The following is an 18260-nucleotide window of genomic DNA, read 5'->3' as shown; positions in this document are numbered from 1 at the left end:
GTAAAAATACTTTATGACATTTCAACCAGCAAAGATCCCTTGGCAGGATCGTCCGGAAGACAGCCGTGATATTATGTGGCGCTACTCTGCAAATCCGATCATCAACAGATATGCAATACCGACATCCAACAGCATTTTTAACAGCGCTGTGGTTCCCTTTGAAGATGGGTTCGCAGGTGTTTTCCGTTGCGATAATAAAGCTGTGCAGATGAATATTTTTGCAGGCTTCAGTAAGGATGGGGTCAATTGGGATATCAATCATGATCCTATTGACATGAAAGCCGGAAATACGGATATGATAGAATCCGATTATAAATATGATCCCCGGGTTGCCTTTATAGAAGACCGCTACTGGATTACATGGTGTAACGGATATAACGGACCAACAATAGGAATAGGGTATACTTTTGACTTTAAAGAGTTTTTTCAGTGCGAAAATGCTTTTCTGCCTTTTAACAGAAACGGTGTACTTTTCCCTGAAAAAATAGATGGTAAATATGCCATGCTAAGCCGTCCAAGTGATAATGGACATACTCCGTTTGGAGATATCTATATCAGCTACAGCCCTGATATGAAATACTGGGGCGAACACCGTTGTGTAATGAAAGTTGCTCCTTTCGAAGATAGTGCCTGGCAATGTACGAAAATAGGCGGTGGTCCGGTTCCGATAAAAACGGATGAAGGGTGGTTGCTTTTCTACCATGGGGTAATCAATACGTGCAGCGGTTTCAGATATTCTATGGGAGCCTCATTGCTTGATCTTGAAGATCCTTCAAAAGTATTGTATCGAACAAAACCTTATTTATTGGCTCCCGCAGAATTGTATGAGCTTACGGGAGATGTTCCCAATGTGATTTTTCCGTGTGCTTCATTGTCAGAAGGGGATAAGGTAACGGTTTATTATGGTGCAGCTGACACGGTTGTGGCTATTGCGTTTGGATATATTTCTGAAATTATTGATTTTATGAAAAAGAATTCGCTTTAAGCGGATTAAAAATATATAAAAGATGCCGGTTAACTTTATTTTCCTGCTTGTTGAAATCATTGTTATGGTTTTTATATTGTTAAATAAACTCCTATCTTGAAAAATTTTTAAGATTTCCGTATTATGATTATGAAAAAAGAACTGCTTATATTTTTATCAATGATCCTGTTTTCTCATGCCGGAAATGCCCAGCAGCGGAAGAATGACATTCTTTCGTGGGTAGATCCTTTCATTGGAACAGGTGGACACGGTCATACATTTCCCGGGGCGACAACGCCATTTGGGATGATCCAGCTCAGTCCGGATCAGAATACCAAGAGTGGCGACTGGGACTGGTGTTCTGGGTATCATTACAGCAGTAAAACCATCATGGGCTTCAGTCATAATCATCTCAGCGGAACAGGCTGGGCAGATCTTGGAGATATTTTAATAATGCCAACGGTCGGGAAAATAAAGATGCTTCCGGGGTCAGAAGAAAAGCCGGAAACCGGTTACCGTTCAACGTTCAGTCATGAAAAAGAAACGGCATCACCAGGCTACTATTCTGTCATGCTGGACAGTTACGGAATCAAAGCTGAGCTTACTGCTTCACCAAGAGTAGGCTTTCACAAATACACATTCCCGAAGAGTGAAGAATCCAATGTGATCGTTGATCCTACCAACAAAATTTTCGGAAATATTTACCATACTCTCGTAAGTGTGGAAGGAAATAATAAAATCAAAGGTTACTGTTACAGCAATGGCTGGGGAGGAAAAAGATTTGCTTATTTCGTGATGGAATTTTCAAAACCTTTTAAATCTTATGGAACTTATTCAGAAGGCAAAATAAAAGAGAATGAAAAAATAGCTCTAGCTAAAGATGCCAAAGCTTTTGTGAGATTTTCAACTGAAGAGAATGAAAGCATTGAAGTGAAGGTTTCTATATCTCCCGTAAGTACCGAAGGTGCCCAGGAAAACTTTGATGCAGAAGCAAAGAACGTCGATTTTGCGAAAGCTAAAGAAACTGCTCAGAATACATGGCGAGATCTTATCAGCAGATTTCAGGTAACAGGCGGAACCGATGATCAGCGAAAGACATTCTACACCGGAGTGTATCATACCTTTATTGCTCCTAATCTTTATATGGACACCAATGGAGATTATGTGGCCGCTGAAGAAAACATGAATACCAAATGGTTTACCAATTACAGTACCTATTCTTACTGGGACGGATTCAGGGCAACACATCCTCTGCTGACCATTATGGATCAGAAACATACAAAAGAATTTGCCAATTCTCTGATCAGCAGGTATACAGACCGTAAAGACCATATGCCGATCTGGGAACTCTGTGGGTACGATAATTTTTGTATGTTGGGCTATCACAGTGTATCGGTAATCTGGGATGCCATTTCCAAGGGAGTACCGGGAATCGATGAGGAGAAAGCATTTGCTGCGATGAAAGATGCTTCTTTAACAGATAAAATGAGCAGCAGCGACGGGGGAGGAGGTCTTAATGATTATATTAAATTAGGATACACTCCATCAGAAAACGGAGCTTCAGTTTCTGCAACTTTGGAATATGCGTACGATGATTGGTGTATTCAGCAGCTAGCCGAAAAGCTGGGTAAGAAAGAAGAGGCAGAAGTCTATAAGAAACGTTCCATGAGCTTCCTTAATACATTTAACAAAGAAAATAATCATTTCTGGCCAAAACAGAAAAATGGAGAATTTCTTCCGGATTTCACGTTGAACGACTGGAAAAAACTGCAGCCGCATTGGGTTTCCGGAAATATATGGGCCTATGATTTCTTCGTACCCCATCAGATCGACGAGATGATGAAACTGTATGGAGGAAAGAAAGGCTTTGAAGAGAAACTGGATAAGACCTTTAGCGAAGCACTTAAAATGGAAGGCGAACAACACGTGGATATTTCCGGATTCATAGGTTCTCTGGGATTTGGTGATGAGCCGGGACATCATGTTCCTTATCTTTATAATTATGCAGGAGCTCCTTACAAAACCCAGAAAATGATCAAATACATCCGTGACAATATGTACGCCGCAAAACCAGATGGGATTGTCAATAATGAAGACTGTGGTCAGATGTCAGCGTGGTATATTTTTTCATCATTAGGATTTTATCCGGTAACTCCAGGCAAACCTGTCTATGCGATTGGTGCCCCACAGTTTCCAAAAGTATCCTTACAGCTGGAAAACGGAAAAACCTTCACAGTGAAAGCAGATAAAATATCTGATAAAAACATCTACGTTCAGAAGACATTTTTAAACGGAAAAGAATTTAAAAGCTGGGAAATCAGCCACAGTGACATCATGAATGGTGGCGAGCTGAAATTTGTAATGGGTAGTAAACCAGTGAAATAGGTCAATAAAAAATAACGAAATATAAAAGTATAATGGAAAGGAGAAAGTTTATAAAGACAAGTGCAATTGCAGGAGCAGGATTATTGTTTACTCAAAATGTTTTTGCTAAAACATTAAGTATAGAAGATTTCCCTGTCGTACGTGTTCCCAAAGATAAAAGACATTTTACCAGTGAAACGGTAGAAAGTGCCATTGCTGCTTTTAAAAAGAAAGTGAAGAATAAAGAGCTGTCGTGGCTTTTTGAAAACTGCTTTCCCAATACCTTAGATACCACCGTTTTCTATAAAGAAATAAATGGAACTCCGGATACTTACGTTATTACAGGAGATATTGATGCCATGTGGCTTCGCGACAGTTCTGCGCAGGTTTTTCCATACCTGCAGTTTTCCAGGAAAGATGAGAAACTTCACAAACTGATCTCCGGAGTTATTCATAAACAGACAGAATTTATTCTTAAAGATCCTTATGCCAACGCTTTTTATAACGACAACAATAAAATAAGCAAGTGGAAAGAATACGACCATACTGACATGAAACCGGGGATTCATGAGAGAAAATGGGAAATAGACTCACTTTGCTATCCGATCCGTCTGGCTTACCATTTCTGGAAGGCAACAGGGGATACCAAGCCTTTTGACAACAATTGGCTACAGGGAATCAAACTTACTTTGCAGACCTTCATCGAACAGCAGAGAAAAACAGGTTTAGGACCGTACCAATTTGAGCGTACAACAGCATGGGCTACAGACGGAATTCCGATGGGTGGTTATGGCTATCCTACAAAACCTGTGGGACTTATCAATTCGATGTTCCGTCCGAGCGATGATGCAACGATCTATGCCTTCCTGATTCCTTCCAATTTATTTGCAGTTGTAAGTTTAAGACAGGCAGCAGAGATGGTGTCACAGATAAAGAATGAAAAACAACTCGCTCAGCAGTTAAATAGTCTGGCCGATGAGGTAGATGCAGCCATCAAAAAATATGGAATCTATGATCACCCTGAATACGGAAAGATTTATGCTTTTGAAACCAATGGTTTTGGAAGTTATAACTTAATGGATGATGCCAACTGTCCAAGTCTTTTGGGACTTCCATATCTGGATGCTGTAAAAGCAGATGATCCGGTCTATCTTAATACAAGAAAATACATTTGGTCCGAAAACAATCCATTCTTCTTCAAAGGAAAATTAGCCGAAGGAATTGGCGGTCCGCACATTGGTCTTGACATGATCTGGCCTATGAGTATCATTATGAAAGCCCTTACCACCAAGGACAGGAATGAGATCAAATGGTGTATAGATACTTTACAGAAAACCCACGGTGGAACAGGTTTTATGCATGAATCTTTCCATAAAGATGATTCCAAAAAATTTACCAGAGAATGGTTTGCATGGGCAAATACTCTGTTCGGGGAACTGCTGTGGAAGACCTTTAACGAAAATCAGGACCTGTTGACATAGAGCCTTCAGACTGTGTTCTACCCATTAAAAACAACAAAAACAAACTATACTATGAGAAAAAAATCCATTTTTGCTTCCCTGATCTTCATGGTCATTCAGGCAGCATCCGTGCTTCAGGCACAACAGCTTAATCCTGTAGGAATATGCTATGTTGAGGTAAATAACAGCAATATGCTGAATGCAGGATCTTATACATTACAGAATACCAACAGACAGCTTTTTGATGTTGCTATTATTTTTGCAGCCAACATCAACTATGATGTTTCTAAAAGCAGAGCTTACATTTCCAATAATAATAATGTAACAAAGGTTCTGAACAATGTTGATACTTATGTAAGACCTTTACAACAGAAAGGAATTAAAGTATTACTGGATATTTTAGGAAATCATCAGGGCGCTGGAATCTCCAATTTCCCGAACCGTGAAGCAGCACGTGATTTTGCCTTGCAGATTGCCCACACAGTCTACACTTACGGATTGGATGGAGTAGATCTGGATGACGAATATGCAGGCTATGGAAACAACGGGACGGGACAGCCTAATAGCAGTTCTTTTGTGATGCTGTTGCAGGAGCTAAAACTGGCAATGCCTGACAAACTGATCACTTTTTATTATATAGGTCCGGCAACAACAAGACAGAGCTACAATGGTGATGCTGCTGGAAATTATATCAATTACGCCTGGAATCCGTATTATGGAACGTATGACGCTCCTGTAGTACCACCACTTAATAATTCAAAGCTTTCGGCAGCTGCTACATGGATCCAGAACAGTAATCCTCAGTCAACTTCTGTTGCAACACTTTCTACGCTTGCCACCAATACCAAAAATGACGGGTATGGGGTGTTTATGTGGTATGATCTTAATGGAGCCAACAACGCTAACTACCTAAGTACAGGATCCAATATTCTTTACAACGAAAATACACTGCTTACCGGTCAGTTGTACTCATGGACTCAGGGGGATGCCTGTGATCCGCCTCTGGGACTTGAAGTAACAAATACCACAGGAACTTCGGCTAAACTAAACTGGACAGGAAATGGCAGCCAAACTTATAATATTGATTATAAACCAGCGAATTCAACCTCATGGGTAAACGCAGCTGCTAATTATTCAGGGAATAATATCACGATCAACAGTCTGACCTTGAATACAGACTATGACTGGAGAATCCAGACCAACTGCTCAGCAACGATAAAGAGTACTTATCTGTTTGCTCCCCGTTTTAATTCCGGCAGTGCATGTGGAACCCCATCTGCTCTGAAGTCTGAAAGTTATCTGGGAACAACAACAAAAGTATCATGGGATGCAGTAGCTGGTGCTTCTGCTTATAACTTACAATATAAAACAGCAGCAGCGACAGTCTGGACTGAAGTTCAAAATATTGCCATGAACTCTTATACACTACCAGCTTTAACGGGAAATACAAATTATGTATGGAAAGTTCAGGCTGTATGTGGGGGTACAAATACCAGCGTATATTCAGCGGAGTCAGCATTCAACAGTGGATTTGCCCCGGTACAAAGCCTTGGTGCAAGATCACTTTCTTTCAATGGGAGTACCCATTATCTGAATGCAGGACAGTTTAACCTGAGCGGAAATGCAGTGAGCTTTGAAGGCTGGGTAAAAGTAAATGCATTCAAGCCCGGTTTTCCTTTTATCTCATCCGTAATGGGTATTGAAGTAGGAGACAGTAACTCTGCCATGCTGAGATTTGGTGATGGAAATCTGGCCAATAATAAACTGCAGTTTATATTAAGTTTTGGAACTGCTCAGGTAAAGCTTAACAGTGTGACAGCTTTTAATACTAACGCATGGTATCATATAGCCGCGACTTATGACGGTTCTGCTATGAAGCTCTATGTAAATGGCGTTTTGGATGCAAGTGTTCCGGTGACAGGTAATTTTACCGCCAATGGTATTCTATATCTTGCCCGAAATTATGACAACTCCCGTACCCTTAATGGATTCCTGGATGAATTCAGAGTATGGAAAAGAGCGTTGACCGCTACAGAAATTTTGGCCAACAACTGTAATGTACCAGCTACCGCGTTAGGACTTGAAGCCAACTGGAAAATGAATGAAGGTAGCGGAAACGGAGCTTTGGATACAACAGCCAATACCCACTTTGCAACGCTGATCAATATGTCAAATACGAACTGGAATACAGATGTAGCCTGTGCAGCAGGACTGTCCACAAAAGATATTGCTTCGGACAAAAATGGAGTAATGAATGTATATCCGAACCCTGTTAAGAAGGGAAATAATATTCATTTTACAATCAAAGACAGCTCTGCAGGTGAGATCGTATTATACGATATGGCGGGGAAATTAATAGTCAATCAGAAAATTGAAAGAAATGATGTGATCATCAATACACAGAATTTATCCACAGGAACTTATATCTATAAAATAAATTCAAAAGACAGTACCATAAAATCTTCTGGAAAGATAATCATAGAATAAAAGCTTAATCCTCAATGGACATATAAAAAGTAAAAATAAATTAGGGGATTTTATGACGGGCAGACAGGGAGCAGAACGGCTTTCTTGTCTGTCTGTTTTTAAGATTAAAAGATGTTTTTAGCAAAATAAATTAAAAGTATATGCAAAATATAGTAGGAATAGATATTGGAGGTTCGCATATTACCATGGCTCAGGTAGATCCTGAGAAGCGTGAAATTATTACTTCCACTTATGTAAGGGAGCATGTTGATTCATTCGGGGCTCGTGAAACTATTTTTTCTGCCTGGATCTCTGCCATTGAAAAAGTAATCCATGATCTTGTTCGGGAAGATGTTCTTATTGGCATTGCGATGCCGGGTCCTTTTGATTATGAAAATGGGATCTCGCTGATGCAGCAGGGAAAGTTTATAGATATGTATCAGGTCAGCATTAAAGAAGAGTTAGCTGCGAGACTATCAATTTCAACCGACAGGATTTATTTTGTGAATGACGCCGGAGCTTTTCTGGAAGGAGAGGTTTTTGGTGGGTGTGTACGCGAATACAGCAGAATTTTTGGAGTGACATTGGGAACAGGATTGGGAACAGCTTTTTATAATGGAGAAGCAGCGTCGGATGAAGATTTGTGGGACTCTCCTTTCAAAGATTCTATCTGTGAAGATTATCTGGCGACCCGTTGGTTTGTGAATCATTACAAAGCTTTAACCGGCGATGAAATTTCCGGAACCAAAGATTTATTGGATAAACCACAGGAGTTACAAACAAGAATGTTTGATGATTATGCAGATTTATTTGCAGAATTTATTGTTCAATATGTTCAGAATTATAATGCTGAGGTTTTGGTCATAGGAGGAAATATCGCCAAAGTCTATCCTTACTTTAAAAAGAGGCTGAATCAGCATTTGGCAGAGCATAAAATCAATCTTCCTATTAAAATTTCAGCTATTTTTGAAGATGCAGCTATTCTTGGGGCCGCAGGATATGCGTGGAAGAAATCTGGGATCAATTTAACAAAATGATAGTATGAAGCATCTATTTTCAACTTTTTTTATAGTATTAAATATTTTTACTTTTGGGCAGGAAATAGCTCCTGCAGATTATGTAAATCCATTAATGGGAACTCAATCCAAACCATCGTTATCCAATGGAAATACTTATCCCGCTATAGGACTTCCCTGGGGTATGAATCTATGGACACCGCAAACGGGCAAAATGGGTGACGGATGGGCGTATACCTATGACGCAGATAAGATAAAAGGATTTAAACAGACCCATCAGCCATCTCCCTGGATGAACGACTATGGAGCTTTCGCCATTATGCCGGGAGTAGGTAAACTGAAGTTTAAGGAAGAAGAACGGGCCAGCTGGTTCAGTCATAAAGCAGAAAATGCAAAACCATACAGCTATAGTGTTTATCTGGCCGATATCAATGTAACAACAGAGCTGACTCCAACGGAAAGAGCTGCTTTTTTTAAATTTGATTTTCCTAAGACAGACAGTGCTTATATTGTTATTGATGCTTTAAACAAAGGATCTTATATTAAAATTCTTCCGAAAGAAAGAAAAATACTCGGCTATACCACAAAATATGCGAGAGGGAAATATACCAATTTCAAAAACTATTTTGTCATTCAGTTTGATAAAGATTTTGATTTGACGACTACCTGGAAAGACAGCACTTTCGTGAAAAACCAGTTGGAAATAACAAGCGATCATGCAGGAGCCATCGTTGGATTTAAATTAAAAAATAAAGAAAGTGTCTATGCAAGAACAGCTTCCTCATTCATCAGTTTTGAGCAGGCTGAGCTGAATCTTAAAAGAGAAATCGGCAGCAGAAATTTTGACCAGGTGAAAACAGATGCTAAAAATATCTGGAATAAAACCCTGGGCAGAATTGAAGTAAAAGGAGGAACAGATCAGCAGATCAGAACATTTTACTCCTCTCTGTACAGAACATTATTTTTCCCTCAAAAACTATACGAGATTGATGCTGATAACAAAGTAAAACACTGGAGCCCTTATAACGGAAAGATACTCGATGGGAAAATGTTTGCAGGGACAGGTTTTTGGGACACATTCCGTGCATTGTATCCCTTCCTCAATCTTGTATATCCAGGCATTAATGTTGAAATGCAGGAAGGTTTGGCCAATACATTCAAAGAAGGAGGATTTTTGCCGGAATGGAGCAGTCCAGGGTATTCTGATATTATGATTGGGAACAATTCAGCTTCGGTAGTGGCAGATGCTTATATCAAAGGACTTCGTGGATATGATATAGAGACACTTTGGCAGGCAGTCAAACATGGAGCCAATAATGAAGGTCCGATTGATGCAGTAGGAAGGAGAGGCGTTGAATATTACAATACTTTAGGCTACGTTCCTTATGATGTAAAGATCAATGAAAATGCTGCCAGAACTCTGGAATATGCTTATGACGATTTTGCAATTTATGAACTGGGAAAAGCTCTTGGTAAACCCGCTTCTGAAATTGATATTTATAAGAAAAGAGCAAACAACTATAAAAACGTATTTGATCCCGAAACAGGTCTTATGCGTGGTAAAAATAAAGACGGAAAGTTCCAGTCTCCATTCAATCCCTTTAAGTGGGGCGATGCCTTTACAGAAGGAAACAGCTGGCATTATACCTGGTCCGTCTTTCAGGATATTGATGGATTATCTAAATTAATGGGTGGTAAAAAGAAATTTGAAGCCAAACTGGATGAGGTATTTTCTCTTCCTCCGGTATTTGATGACAGTTATTACGGAAGTGTAATCCACGAGATCCGCGAAATGCAGATCATGAATATGGGACAGTATGCTCACGGAAATCAGCCGATTCAGCATATGATCTATTTGTATAATTACGCAGGAGCGCCTTACAAAACACAGTACTGGACAAGGCAGGTGATGGATAAGCTTTATTTTGCCACCCCTGACGGATATTGCGGAGATGAAGATAACGGACAGACTTCTGCATGGTATGTATTTTCTGCTTTGGGATTTTATCCGGTAACACCTGCGACCGATCAGTATGTTTTGGGAACACCGCTTTTCAAGGAAGCAGTAATACACCTTGAGAATGGTAAGAAAATTGAAATAAAAGCACCGGAAAACAGTGCAGAAAACATATATGTTAAATCGTTAAACGTAAACCTTCGGTCTTATCCTAAAAACTGGCTCAGTCACAAAGAACTGATGAAAGGAGCAGTATTGGATTTCCAGATGGATAATAAGCCTAACAAAGAAAGAGGATCACAGGAAAAAGACTTTCCATACTCCATGTCCAAGGATTAATCGTTAACAAACTTTATATTTGAAAATAATTTTAGAACAGCAATAAATTATGAGTGCAGAGAAAACAGAAATATTCGGTAAAGTAGAAAAAATGCTGGAAAGTCAGGGTTTTACTATTGCGGCAAAAGACGATACAAGACCCTGGGGAGGTTTCTTCGTTATTGATGAAAATCAGGCTCAGGATTTTGCCAATCAGTATTTTGACGGAATTGATGTAGAAAGCCTGAAAATAGGCGGAAAACTCAGTCCTAAAATTCTTCTTGTTGCCCCGAATGCCCGCCTTAGCTGGCAGTACCATCACCGCAGAGCTGAAATCTGGCAGGTCGTAGAAGGGACCGTTGGGATCAAAATAAGCAATACCGATGAAGAAGGCGAACTGAAAGAATACCACCCAAAAGATCAGATCAAGCTTCAGCAGGGAGAAAGACACAGACTGATTGGCTTGACAGGTTGGGGTGTAGTGGCCGAAATCTGGCAGCATACCGATGCTTCCAATCCTTCAGATGAAGACGATATTGTAAGAGTACAGGATGACTTCGGAAGATAGTCCTTTATGATATAAAAAGTAAAAACCAGCATCGACTCGATGCTGGTTTTTTTATGTTGTGAGGGTATATAAACCTTATAGGTTTCGAAAACCGATAAGGCTTGTTTGTACTAAGTATATCGTCTCCTTCATCAAATTGACTTTGTATTTAGAAAACATTTAATGATTAGAAAGTCACATCCAGACCCACATAAAAATTGGCCTTCATAATAGGCGCATACACCATCCCTCCGTCAAAATAATTTCCAAAAGGATTTCTAAAATCCACGATTGCATTTTTCTGATAGTAAGACGTAAGATTCTCACCGCCTACATAAGCTCTCAGCTTCTTATTAAAGTTTCTCGAGATCTGCGCATTCAATACCGCATAAGAATCAGAATATACCGGTAGCTGGAATTCAGAAGGATTAGTGGATGTATCAGGAAGTCTCTGTTTTCCGACCCAGTTCAAGGTCGTGTCAAAGCTCCAGAATCCACCATTGTTATTTTTATTCGTGGCATAGGCAAGATTCACAAAACCTCTGTGTTTTGCCATAAAAGGAACCTCTCTTCTGCCATCGATATAATCTGCCTGAACATCATAATATTTGTAAGCTAATCTTACATCAAAATTTTTGAAAGGAGTGAAATCCCATTGTGTCTGAAAAGAATTCGCAAAAGATTTGCCTTCTAAATTATAGAAAGTAAGCTGTTGTGGAGAACGGTCCAGATCAACAAGTACCTGATCCTGAAAATCGGTTCTGAAAAAATCGGCAACAATAGAAGATTTTCTTCCGAAAAGTTTGAATTCCTGCTGCAAACTTGCACCGTAGTTCCATGCGATCTCCGGTCTTAAACCATAGATATTCCCACCGTTTTGCAGAATCTGGATATTTCTGTTCGAAGCAAAATACTGCTGATTCTCCGCAAAAACATTAGCCGTTCTGAATCCCCTTCCTGCAGAAAGTCTCAGAATAGTCTGTGGTGTGAAATCGTACTTAAAATTAACGCGTGGTGTAAACTGAGTACCTGCAAGATTATGAAAATCCGCTCTCGCTCCTGCTACTAAAGTATATTTTAAACCAGTTAAAGTATACTCAGCAAAGATTCCGGGAACGATCTCATTTCTCTTCATGTCGTCCTTTAAATAGGTTTCCTCATATCCGTCATATAAAAAACTGGCACCCGCCTTATACTTATGATTCGTATTTCCGATGATGCTCTCGAAGATTAAATTGGAATAATAAGTGTGTTGTTTTCCTGCATAATTCCTCATTCCAAAAAAGCTGTCCTGCTGATGATACACATACTGGTTCATCCAGCCTAAACTCTGGTAAGGCTTTCCTTTAAAAACATATCCTGTTTTATTCCAAACCTGAAATCTTGAAATATCAATTCCTACACCGTAGGCACCCTGTTTATCCTGAGGAAGTTTTTTGTCAAAACCGACCTGCCCGGCCGTTCTCTCATCTTTAATGAAGTTGATTCCGAAATGAGATCCGAATCCTGATTTTTCAAGGTCATTATAGTTGAGAAGATAGGCAGCATTGATCTGTGTTCCTTTTGGTCTGTCCAGGAAAGTATCATCATTCATATCCGTATCTCCAAAAGTTCCGTTTCCGTGCAGCAAAAAGGTCTGAGACCATTTATCATTGATAGCAGAAACACTCGTAATATTAGCCTCTGCTCTTCCATTGAAATCAGCGAAAATATTTAACGATGTTTCAGGTTCTTTAGAATTTTTAAGAAGTTCAGTATTGATCTGCCCTGTGATACTCTCGTAGCCATTGGTTACGGTACTTCCGCCTTTTGTCAGCTGAATGCTTTCGATCCATCGTCCGGGAATGAAGTTCAGCCCATAAGCTGAAGCAAGCCCTCTGATCTCAGGAAGAAGTTCTTTGGTTAAACTTGTATACTTCTGATCCAGGCCAAGCATTTTAAGCTGTTTGGTTCCTGTAACAGCATTACTGAAGGAAACATCTACGGTAGCATTGGTTTCAAAGCTTTCTGACAGGTTACAGCAAGCCGCTTTTAGTAATTCTTTTTTATCAATATTAAAAACAAGACCTGCTTCTTTTTTACTTAATGCCGTTGCTGCTTTTGAGCCTGTAATGACAACACCGTCAATCTTTTTTTCTGATGGTTCATGGGTGTCAGCAACAGTTGGCTGATGTTGTGCATGGTCGTTATGCTTTGCTTCTTCCTCGAAATGAACATTAGGATTAGCTTCTCCAAAAGGAATGCTCCTGTCGTACAGGCAACATCCAGGAAGGTTTTTGTAAACCTCGTCTGATGTTTTGTATTTTTCATTGTCATGACCTGCATCTGCAATAGCTTTTAAAACTTTATCTGATGAGGTTTTAGAAGCATCAAAGTTCAATGTTACCGTTTGCTTTTCTGCACTCCATTCCGCTGAATCTGCACCCGCCGCCTTAGCTGCTTTTTCGATTCTGGCTTTGCACGAAGCGCAATTTCCTTTTACATAGAACTCATTTGCGTTTTTAGTATGATGCTGATGAGCTTCTGCAGACGAAGGTTGAAGATTTCTTTCATAATGGCAACATCCGGGAAGGGCTTTATATGTGTCATCGGGTGATTTGAACTTTTCGTTATCGTGTCCTGCATCAGCTACTTTCTTTAAAATTTCGTCTGTAGAAACGTCACGGTCTGTTTCAATGGTTAAAGTCTGTAGATCAATAGAATAAACAGCAGTTTTAGCACCTGCTTTTTTGGCTGCAGTTTCTATTCTGGATTGACACATTTCGCAGTTTCCTTTGACCTTAAACTGGCTTTTTGAAAGGTTTTGAGCTGATATAAATTGTACAGACAGGATCATTAGACCAAGAATGAACTTGGAAATATATAATTTCATTTTGTTTAAAAGTTTTGATTAATTAAAAAACGGTCCATTAAAATGTATAATGAACTCAATATGTTATAATTAACCTATCTTAGGCGGTTGCCAGATCTCTTTTAAACGGTCTGATAAATGCGGCGGGGTGTATTGAAACTGAGGATTCTTACTCGCTTTGTAGTAAGACAGTTCAAAATGTAAATTTTTTGAAAACGGTGTTTCTATATAGGTATAGCATGCAACACACGTTGAGCAGCAGTCATCATTACATGAAGACTTTGTTTTGTCGTGTTTGCTATCTTTTGAAGTGTGATTTTTGCAGCAGTCGCTTTTTTCAGCCTTTGCTTTACAGCATGTATCCTGCATAGATTGAGAGTAGAAGCTGTCTTTAGGAACTAAAAAAATTCCTAGACAAAAAATAACTGCAAGAATGTGAAACAGCTTCATCTCTGCAAAAGTACAAAAATTATGATAAAGGATCACCAACTTTTATAGCACAGTTATGCCATGGTTCTCCGTGGGCAGGATTCAGTTTTGGTTTTTCACCTGTTGGTAAGGGAGCCTGTACGGGAGCAGGAGTATTTTGTGCTGAGTTCTGGTTGGGTTGCGGGGCCGGAGCAGGCTTGCTGTTTAAAGGCTGTCCTACAGCAATATCACATCTGTGGCCGGGCTGTCCGTGAGGTGGATTCATGCCTGGAGCCGTCTTCACCGGTTGTCCATTGCCATCAACCACCATTTTTCCGGATGACATCGAATTGGCATCTATTTTAACAGGATTGTTTGGATTTTGGCCGGGAGTGGTTTGTATAGCAGTCGGGCTTACATTAAGAGGCTGTCCTACGGGAATATCACATCTGTGGCCAGGCTGTCCGTGAGGTGGATTCTTTATCCCTGGTGCAGCTGCTATAGCAGAGGGATTTGGATTGGACTGTATACCTGCCTGATCCATCAGAGAAGCTTTAGGAGCCGAATTGACTGCCATATTTGGTTGTTGAGAACCTGCTTCATCTTTTAGGTAAGTAGGTTTTTCATCTTTATTACATGAAATAGCTAATAAGGAAATGGCGATAACGCCCAAGAATGTATTTTTCATATCCAATCGGTATGAAACAAAATTAGCAAAACATTTTTAATTGTTTTGCTAATTTTATATTTATAATCAGTATTTAGACTTAATTTTTAACTAAAAGTCTAAATCCTTCTCCGTGAACGTTGATGATTTCCAATCCTTCATCATCTTTTAGCAGCTTACGAAGCTTGGCAATATAAACGTCCATACTTCTTGCTGTAAAATAATTTTCCTTTTTCCAGATCTTTCTCAAAGCAAGATCTCTGGGCATGAAGTCATTTCTGTGGATACAAAGAAGTTTTAAGAGTTCATTTTCTTTTGGAGAAAGCTTATATTCTTTATCGCCTACCTTTAGCTGTCTCAGCATAGAGTCGAAGAAAATATTGCTGATCTTGAACTGCTCCTGTTCTTCATTTTCTAAAGTAGAGCTTCTTTGCAGGATCGCTTTGATCTTGTACAATAGAAGTTCCGTATCAAAAGGCTTTGTAATATAGTCGTCTGCTCCCAACTGGTATCCTTTCAGGATGTCTTCCCTCATATTTCTTGCAGTAAGGAATATAATAGGGGTGTTTTTATCGATTTTTTTTACGTCTTCAGCTAATGAAAACCCGTCTTTTTTAGGCATCATTACGTCAAAAATACAGATGTCAAATTCATTCTCTGTAAATTCTTTTAAACCCATTTCTCCATCTGTAGCAAGGGTTACTTCAAAGTTATTGATTGTCAAATAATCCTTCAGCACCGCCCCGAAACTCTGATCGTCTTCTACTAATAATATTCTGTTGCTCATGATTTTAATAATTATAAATTAATAATTAAAAATTAAGAATGAACGTTCTCACTCTATCTTCTATATTTTGTTATTTGGTTCTATTTTTTATAAATGACTCTTATCTGTAATTTCATCATCTGTCATTTGTTGCTCTAGCTCATCGGCAGTTTTATGGTAAACGTGCTTCCTTTATCTTTATGGGAGTCTACGATGATCTGTCCTTTGTGCAGTTCTGCGATTTTCTTTACATAAGAAAGTCCAAGTCCCTGTCCTTTTACATTGTGAATATTTCCTGTTTCTTCCCTAAAGAATTTTTCGAAAATCTTTGTCTTATTTTCCGTTTCCATTCCCATTCCTTTATCAGAAATTTCGATCACATACCAGTTTCCTTCATTTCTGGTTTTTACATGGATCTCCGGAGCCTCAGGGGAGTATTTATTGGCATTGTCCAGTAAATTCACCAGCATATTTGAGATATGGAATTCGTCTATTTTAAAGGTGTAATTCGTTGCATTGAATTCCTGGGTCAATGAGCCGTTTCTCTGTTTTACAATAAGGTTAAAAGATTCGGTGGTTCTTTTAATCAGCTCGCGAACATTGGTTTCACGTAAAAATAGTTCGACCTCATTTCTTTCAAGCTTAGACATATTCAGAACGTTTTCGACCTGTTTTTTCATTCTGAGGTTTTCCTGCTTGATCAGCTCCGAGTAGTATTTTACTTTCTCAGGGTTTGTAGCAATTTTATCATTGGCCAGAGAATCGGTAGCTACTGAAATAGTGGCTAGTGGCGTTTTAAATTCGTGAGACATATTATTGATAAAGTCTGTCTTCACTTCAGCCAGTTTTTTCTGCCTCATCATATAATTGATGGAAATGATATAAATTCCAAGAATGGTTAATAATGACAGGAAAGTTCCCAAAAGCATAGGCCAGTTGTTCATCGCCAGAGAATATTCCTTTTTAGGAAATACCAAAGCCAGACTGTATAAAGTCCGGTGTTTTATATCTGTAAAAAGAGGATAGCTATAGGTATTGGTATCTTTTTTCTCTTTAAATGCTTTATTGACAACACTTGTGAGTTTGTTGTTTTTATCAATGACCCCATATCCAAACTTGGCGGTGATCCCTTTTATTTTAAGTTCTTTTGCGATGACAGAATCAAGAACAGTAGGATTTACCCTTTTGTTAATGGGAAGATTGGTTGCAACAACTTTTACAAATTCTTTTACAGCATAATCTCCATTTTCAATATCAGTGTTCAATTCTGCTGTAAGAAGTTCACGGTTCGTGGTATCCTTCTTTACTTTGTAGGCAGCATTGTCAGTATATAGAGTGGTCAGCTTAATGGTATCCCCTTTCTGAGAAATCGGAAGTTGTGTTTTTGAGATGATATTTTTAGAATAGATGATCTGGCGCTGTGTACCGGAATCTTCCACCTGCTGAATTGTCGTTAAAGAGGGCTGGTCTTTACTGGCAAGAACATTGTTTTTTAAATTATTGTAGTTCTGATTCAGGTATTTATCAGCCTCAATTTCTTCAATATTTTTTGCAGTATTTTCTAAAGCAGAATATACTTTATTCGAAAATTCCTGCTCCAGAGCACCATAATAACCCTTCAGCCAATAAAATTGGAGCGTAACAAAGACAATCAGTGAGATCGTCATAAACACCGAAATTATTGGTATGAATTTATTATTCATTATTTGATTTTAAATGTATTGCGAAAAATGAATGTTAAAATTAATTATTTTAAGACTTGATAAACAAAAAACGAGCCAAAAAATTGTTTAATTTATCTTAAAAGGACGTTTTTTAACAATTATTTATGAATTATAAATTACTTGTCCTATGGAAAGTCCTGCAAACTGATTAATTAGCTAGCTTTGTTAAAAATAATTATTATGGAATCTAATATCATTTTCAACAAAGATTTTGATTCGCACACCGTGTATGTCATGAAAATCTATGATACGGACGTTTCAAAAGTGTGGGATTATTTTACTGAATCCAAATTATTGGATCAATGGTGGGCTCCTAAACCCTGGAAATGTGAAACGGTAAGTCAGGATTTTAAAAATGACGGAATCTGGCACTACGCAATGGTTGGCCCGGATGGTGAAAAATCTTATGCACAGGTACAGTACGGTGAAATCACTGAGCATAGAAGCTTTGATGGGGTAGATTCTTTCTGTGACGAAAAAGGAAACATCAATGCGGATTTTGGTCAGGCAAAATGGCTGTTCGGATTTACAGGAGTAGAAGAAGGAACAAAAGTGACTGTCAATATTCATTTTCCATCTCCGGAAACCATTAACCAATTGCTGGAAATGGGTTTTGAAGAAGGGTTCAAGACTGGATTGACGCAACTTGAGGAAATTCTAAAATAATCTAAAGAATTATTAATTTGAAAATGGGCTCATTTAAATAGGCGTCTAAATTAAGCTTTGAAATTTTTTAAATAAAAAGACGGGCT

General features: G+C 38.8%; 13 protein-coding genes. 8 read left to right on the top strand and 5 right to left on the bottom strand.

The features are described from left to right. The first annotated feature begins 13 nt into the window (after window positions 1-13). The 7 genes from IW16_RS02090 to IW16_RS02060 all read left to right on the top strand — a co-directional run bounded on the left by IW16_RS02090 (window position 14) and on the right by IW16_RS02060 (window position 11113). Window positions 14-985, top strand: a complete 972-nt coding sequence (locus IW16_RS02090; protein ID WP_034739212.1) for a glycoside hydrolase family 130 protein — start codon at window positions 14-16, stop codon at window positions 983-985. A 129-nt stretch (window positions 986-1114) separates the two neighbouring features. Continuing rightward, window positions 1115-3349 carry a GH92 family glycosyl hydrolase gene (locus IW16_RS02085; RefSeq protein ID WP_034740484.1) on the top strand — a complete coding sequence of 745 codons (2235 nt, stop codon included), beginning with the start codon at window positions 1115-1117 and terminating at the stop codon, window positions 3347-3349. Window positions 3350-3381: 32 nt separating this feature from the next. Further along, window positions 3382-4809, top strand: coding sequence for a glycoside hydrolase family 125 protein (locus tag IW16_RS02080; RefSeq protein ID WP_034739210.1), 1428 nt, complete (start codon window positions 3382-3384; stop codon window positions 4807-4809). Between the two features lie 51 nt (window positions 4810-4860). Continuing rightward, a complete protein-coding gene (locus IW16_RS26025; RefSeq protein WP_084694482.1) occupies window positions 4861-7275 on the top strand; it encodes an endo-beta-N-acetylglucosaminidase H in 2415 nt (804 codons plus the stop codon). A 140-nt stretch (window positions 7276-7415) separates the two neighbouring features. After that, a complete protein-coding gene (locus tag IW16_RS02070) occupies window positions 7416-8291 on the top strand; it encodes an ROK family protein (protein WP_034739208.1) in 876 nt (291 codons plus the stop codon). Window positions 8292-8295: 4 nt separating this feature from the next. Then, window positions 8296-10566, top strand: a complete 2271-nt coding sequence (locus IW16_RS02065) for a GH92 family glycosyl hydrolase (RefSeq protein ID WP_034739206.1) — start codon at window positions 8296-8298, stop codon at window positions 10564-10566. A 49-nt stretch (window positions 10567-10615) separates the two neighbouring features. Next, window positions 10616-11113 carry a cupin domain-containing protein gene (locus tag IW16_RS02060; protein ID WP_034739204.1) on the top strand — a complete coding sequence of 166 codons (498 nt, stop codon included), beginning with the start codon at window positions 10616-10618 and terminating at the stop codon, window positions 11111-11113. A 166-nt stretch (window positions 11114-11279) separates the two neighbouring features. Here the strand turns inward: IW16_RS02060 and IW16_RS02055 are convergent, their stop codons facing one another. The 5 genes from IW16_RS02055 to IW16_RS02035 all read right to left on the bottom strand — a co-directional run bounded on the left by IW16_RS02055 (window position 11280) and on the right by IW16_RS02035 (window position 17487). Next, window positions 11280-13964 carry a TonB-dependent receptor domain-containing protein gene (locus tag IW16_RS02055; RefSeq protein WP_034739200.1) on the bottom strand — a complete coding sequence of 895 codons (2685 nt, stop codon included), beginning with the start codon at window positions 13962-13964 and terminating at the stop codon, window positions 11280-11282. Between the two features lie 69 nt (window positions 13965-14033). Further along, window positions 14034-14393, bottom strand: coding sequence for a hypothetical protein (locus IW16_RS02050; protein WP_051889849.1), 360 nt, complete (start codon window positions 14391-14393; stop codon window positions 14034-14036). Between the two features lie 19 nt (window positions 14394-14412). Then, window positions 14413-15039, bottom strand: a complete 627-nt coding sequence (locus tag IW16_RS02045) for a hypothetical protein (RefSeq protein WP_034739195.1) — start codon at window positions 15037-15039, stop codon at window positions 14413-14415. 79 nt (window positions 15040-15118) lie between these two features. After that, the gene (locus IW16_RS02040) at window positions 15119-15805 is read right to left on the bottom strand and encodes a response regulator transcription factor (RefSeq protein ID WP_034739191.1); all 687 of its coding nucleotides are present in this window, start codon (window positions 15803-15805) and stop codon (window positions 15119-15121) included. Between the two features lie 134 nt (window positions 15806-15939). Further along, complete coding sequence (locus IW16_RS02035; protein WP_034739188.1) at window positions 15940-17487, bottom strand: sensor histidine kinase; 1548 nt, start codon at window positions 17485-17487, stop codon at window positions 15940-15942. Between the two features lie 201 nt (window positions 17488-17688). Between IW16_RS02035 and IW16_RS02030 the strand changes: the two genes are divergently transcribed. Next, the gene (locus IW16_RS02030; RefSeq protein WP_034739186.1) at window positions 17689-18174 is read left to right on the top strand and encodes an SRPBCC family protein; all 486 of its coding nucleotides are present in this window, start codon (window positions 17689-17691) and stop codon (window positions 18172-18174) included. Window positions 18175-18260: the final 86 nt, after the last annotated feature.

It is taken from the genome of Chryseobacterium vrystaatense (genome assembly GCF_000737765.1).
Classification (GTDB): Bacteria; Bacteroidota; Bacteroidia; order Flavobacteriales; family Weeksellaceae; genus Chryseobacterium; species Chryseobacterium vrystaatense.
Note: the sequence above shows the minus strand (reverse complement) of the source record. Positions and strands in the feature narration are given on the sequence as shown.

Bases quoted from the DNA above. Each gene is read 5' to 3' on its own strand.
- IW16_RS02050 (WP_051889849.1), bottom strand. From the start codon at position 14,393: ATGAAGCTGTTTCACATTCTTGCAGTTATTTTTTGTCTAGGAATTTTT.
- IW16_RS02090 (WP_034739212.1), top strand. From the start codon at position 14: ATGACATTTCAACCAGCAAAGATCCCTTGGCAGGATCGTCCGGAAGAC.
- IW16_RS02065 (WP_034739206.1), top strand. From the start codon at position 8,296: ATGAAGCATCTATTTTCAACTTTTTTTATAGTATTAAATATTTTTACT.
- IW16_RS26025 (WP_084694482.1), top strand. From the start codon at position 4,861: ATGAGAAAAAAATCCATTTTTGCTTCCCTGATCTTCATGGTCATTCAG.
- IW16_RS02085 (WP_034740484.1), top strand. From the start codon at position 1,115: ATGAAAAAAGAACTGCTTATATTTTTATCAATGATCCTGTTTTCTCAT.
- IW16_RS02040 (WP_034739191.1), bottom strand. From the start codon at position 15,805: ATGAGCAACAGAATATTATTAGTAGAAGACGATCAGAGTTTCGGGGCG.
- IW16_RS02080 (WP_034739210.1), top strand. From the start codon at position 3,382: ATGGAAAGGAGAAAGTTTATAAAGACAAGTGCAATTGCAGGAGCAGGA.
- IW16_RS02045 (WP_034739195.1), bottom strand. From the start codon at position 15,039: ATGAAAAATACATTCTTGGGCGTTATCGCCATTTCCTTATTAGCTATT.
- IW16_RS02035 (WP_034739188.1), bottom strand. From the start codon at position 17,487: ATGAATAATAAATTCATACCAATAATTTCGGTGTTTATGACGATCTCA.
- IW16_RS02055 (WP_034739200.1), bottom strand. From the start codon at position 13,964: ATGAAATTATATATTTCCAAGTTCATTCTTGGTCTAATGATCCTGTCT.
- IW16_RS02060 (WP_034739204.1), top strand. From the start codon at position 10,616: ATGAGTGCAGAGAAAACAGAAATATTCGGTAAAGTAGAAAAAATGCTG.
- IW16_RS02070 (WP_034739208.1), top strand. From the start codon at position 7,416: ATGCAAAATATAGTAGGAATAGATATTGGAGGTTCGCATATTACCATG.
- IW16_RS02030 (WP_034739186.1), top strand. From the start codon at position 17,689: ATGGAATCTAATATCATTTTCAACAAAGATTTTGATTCGCACACCGTG.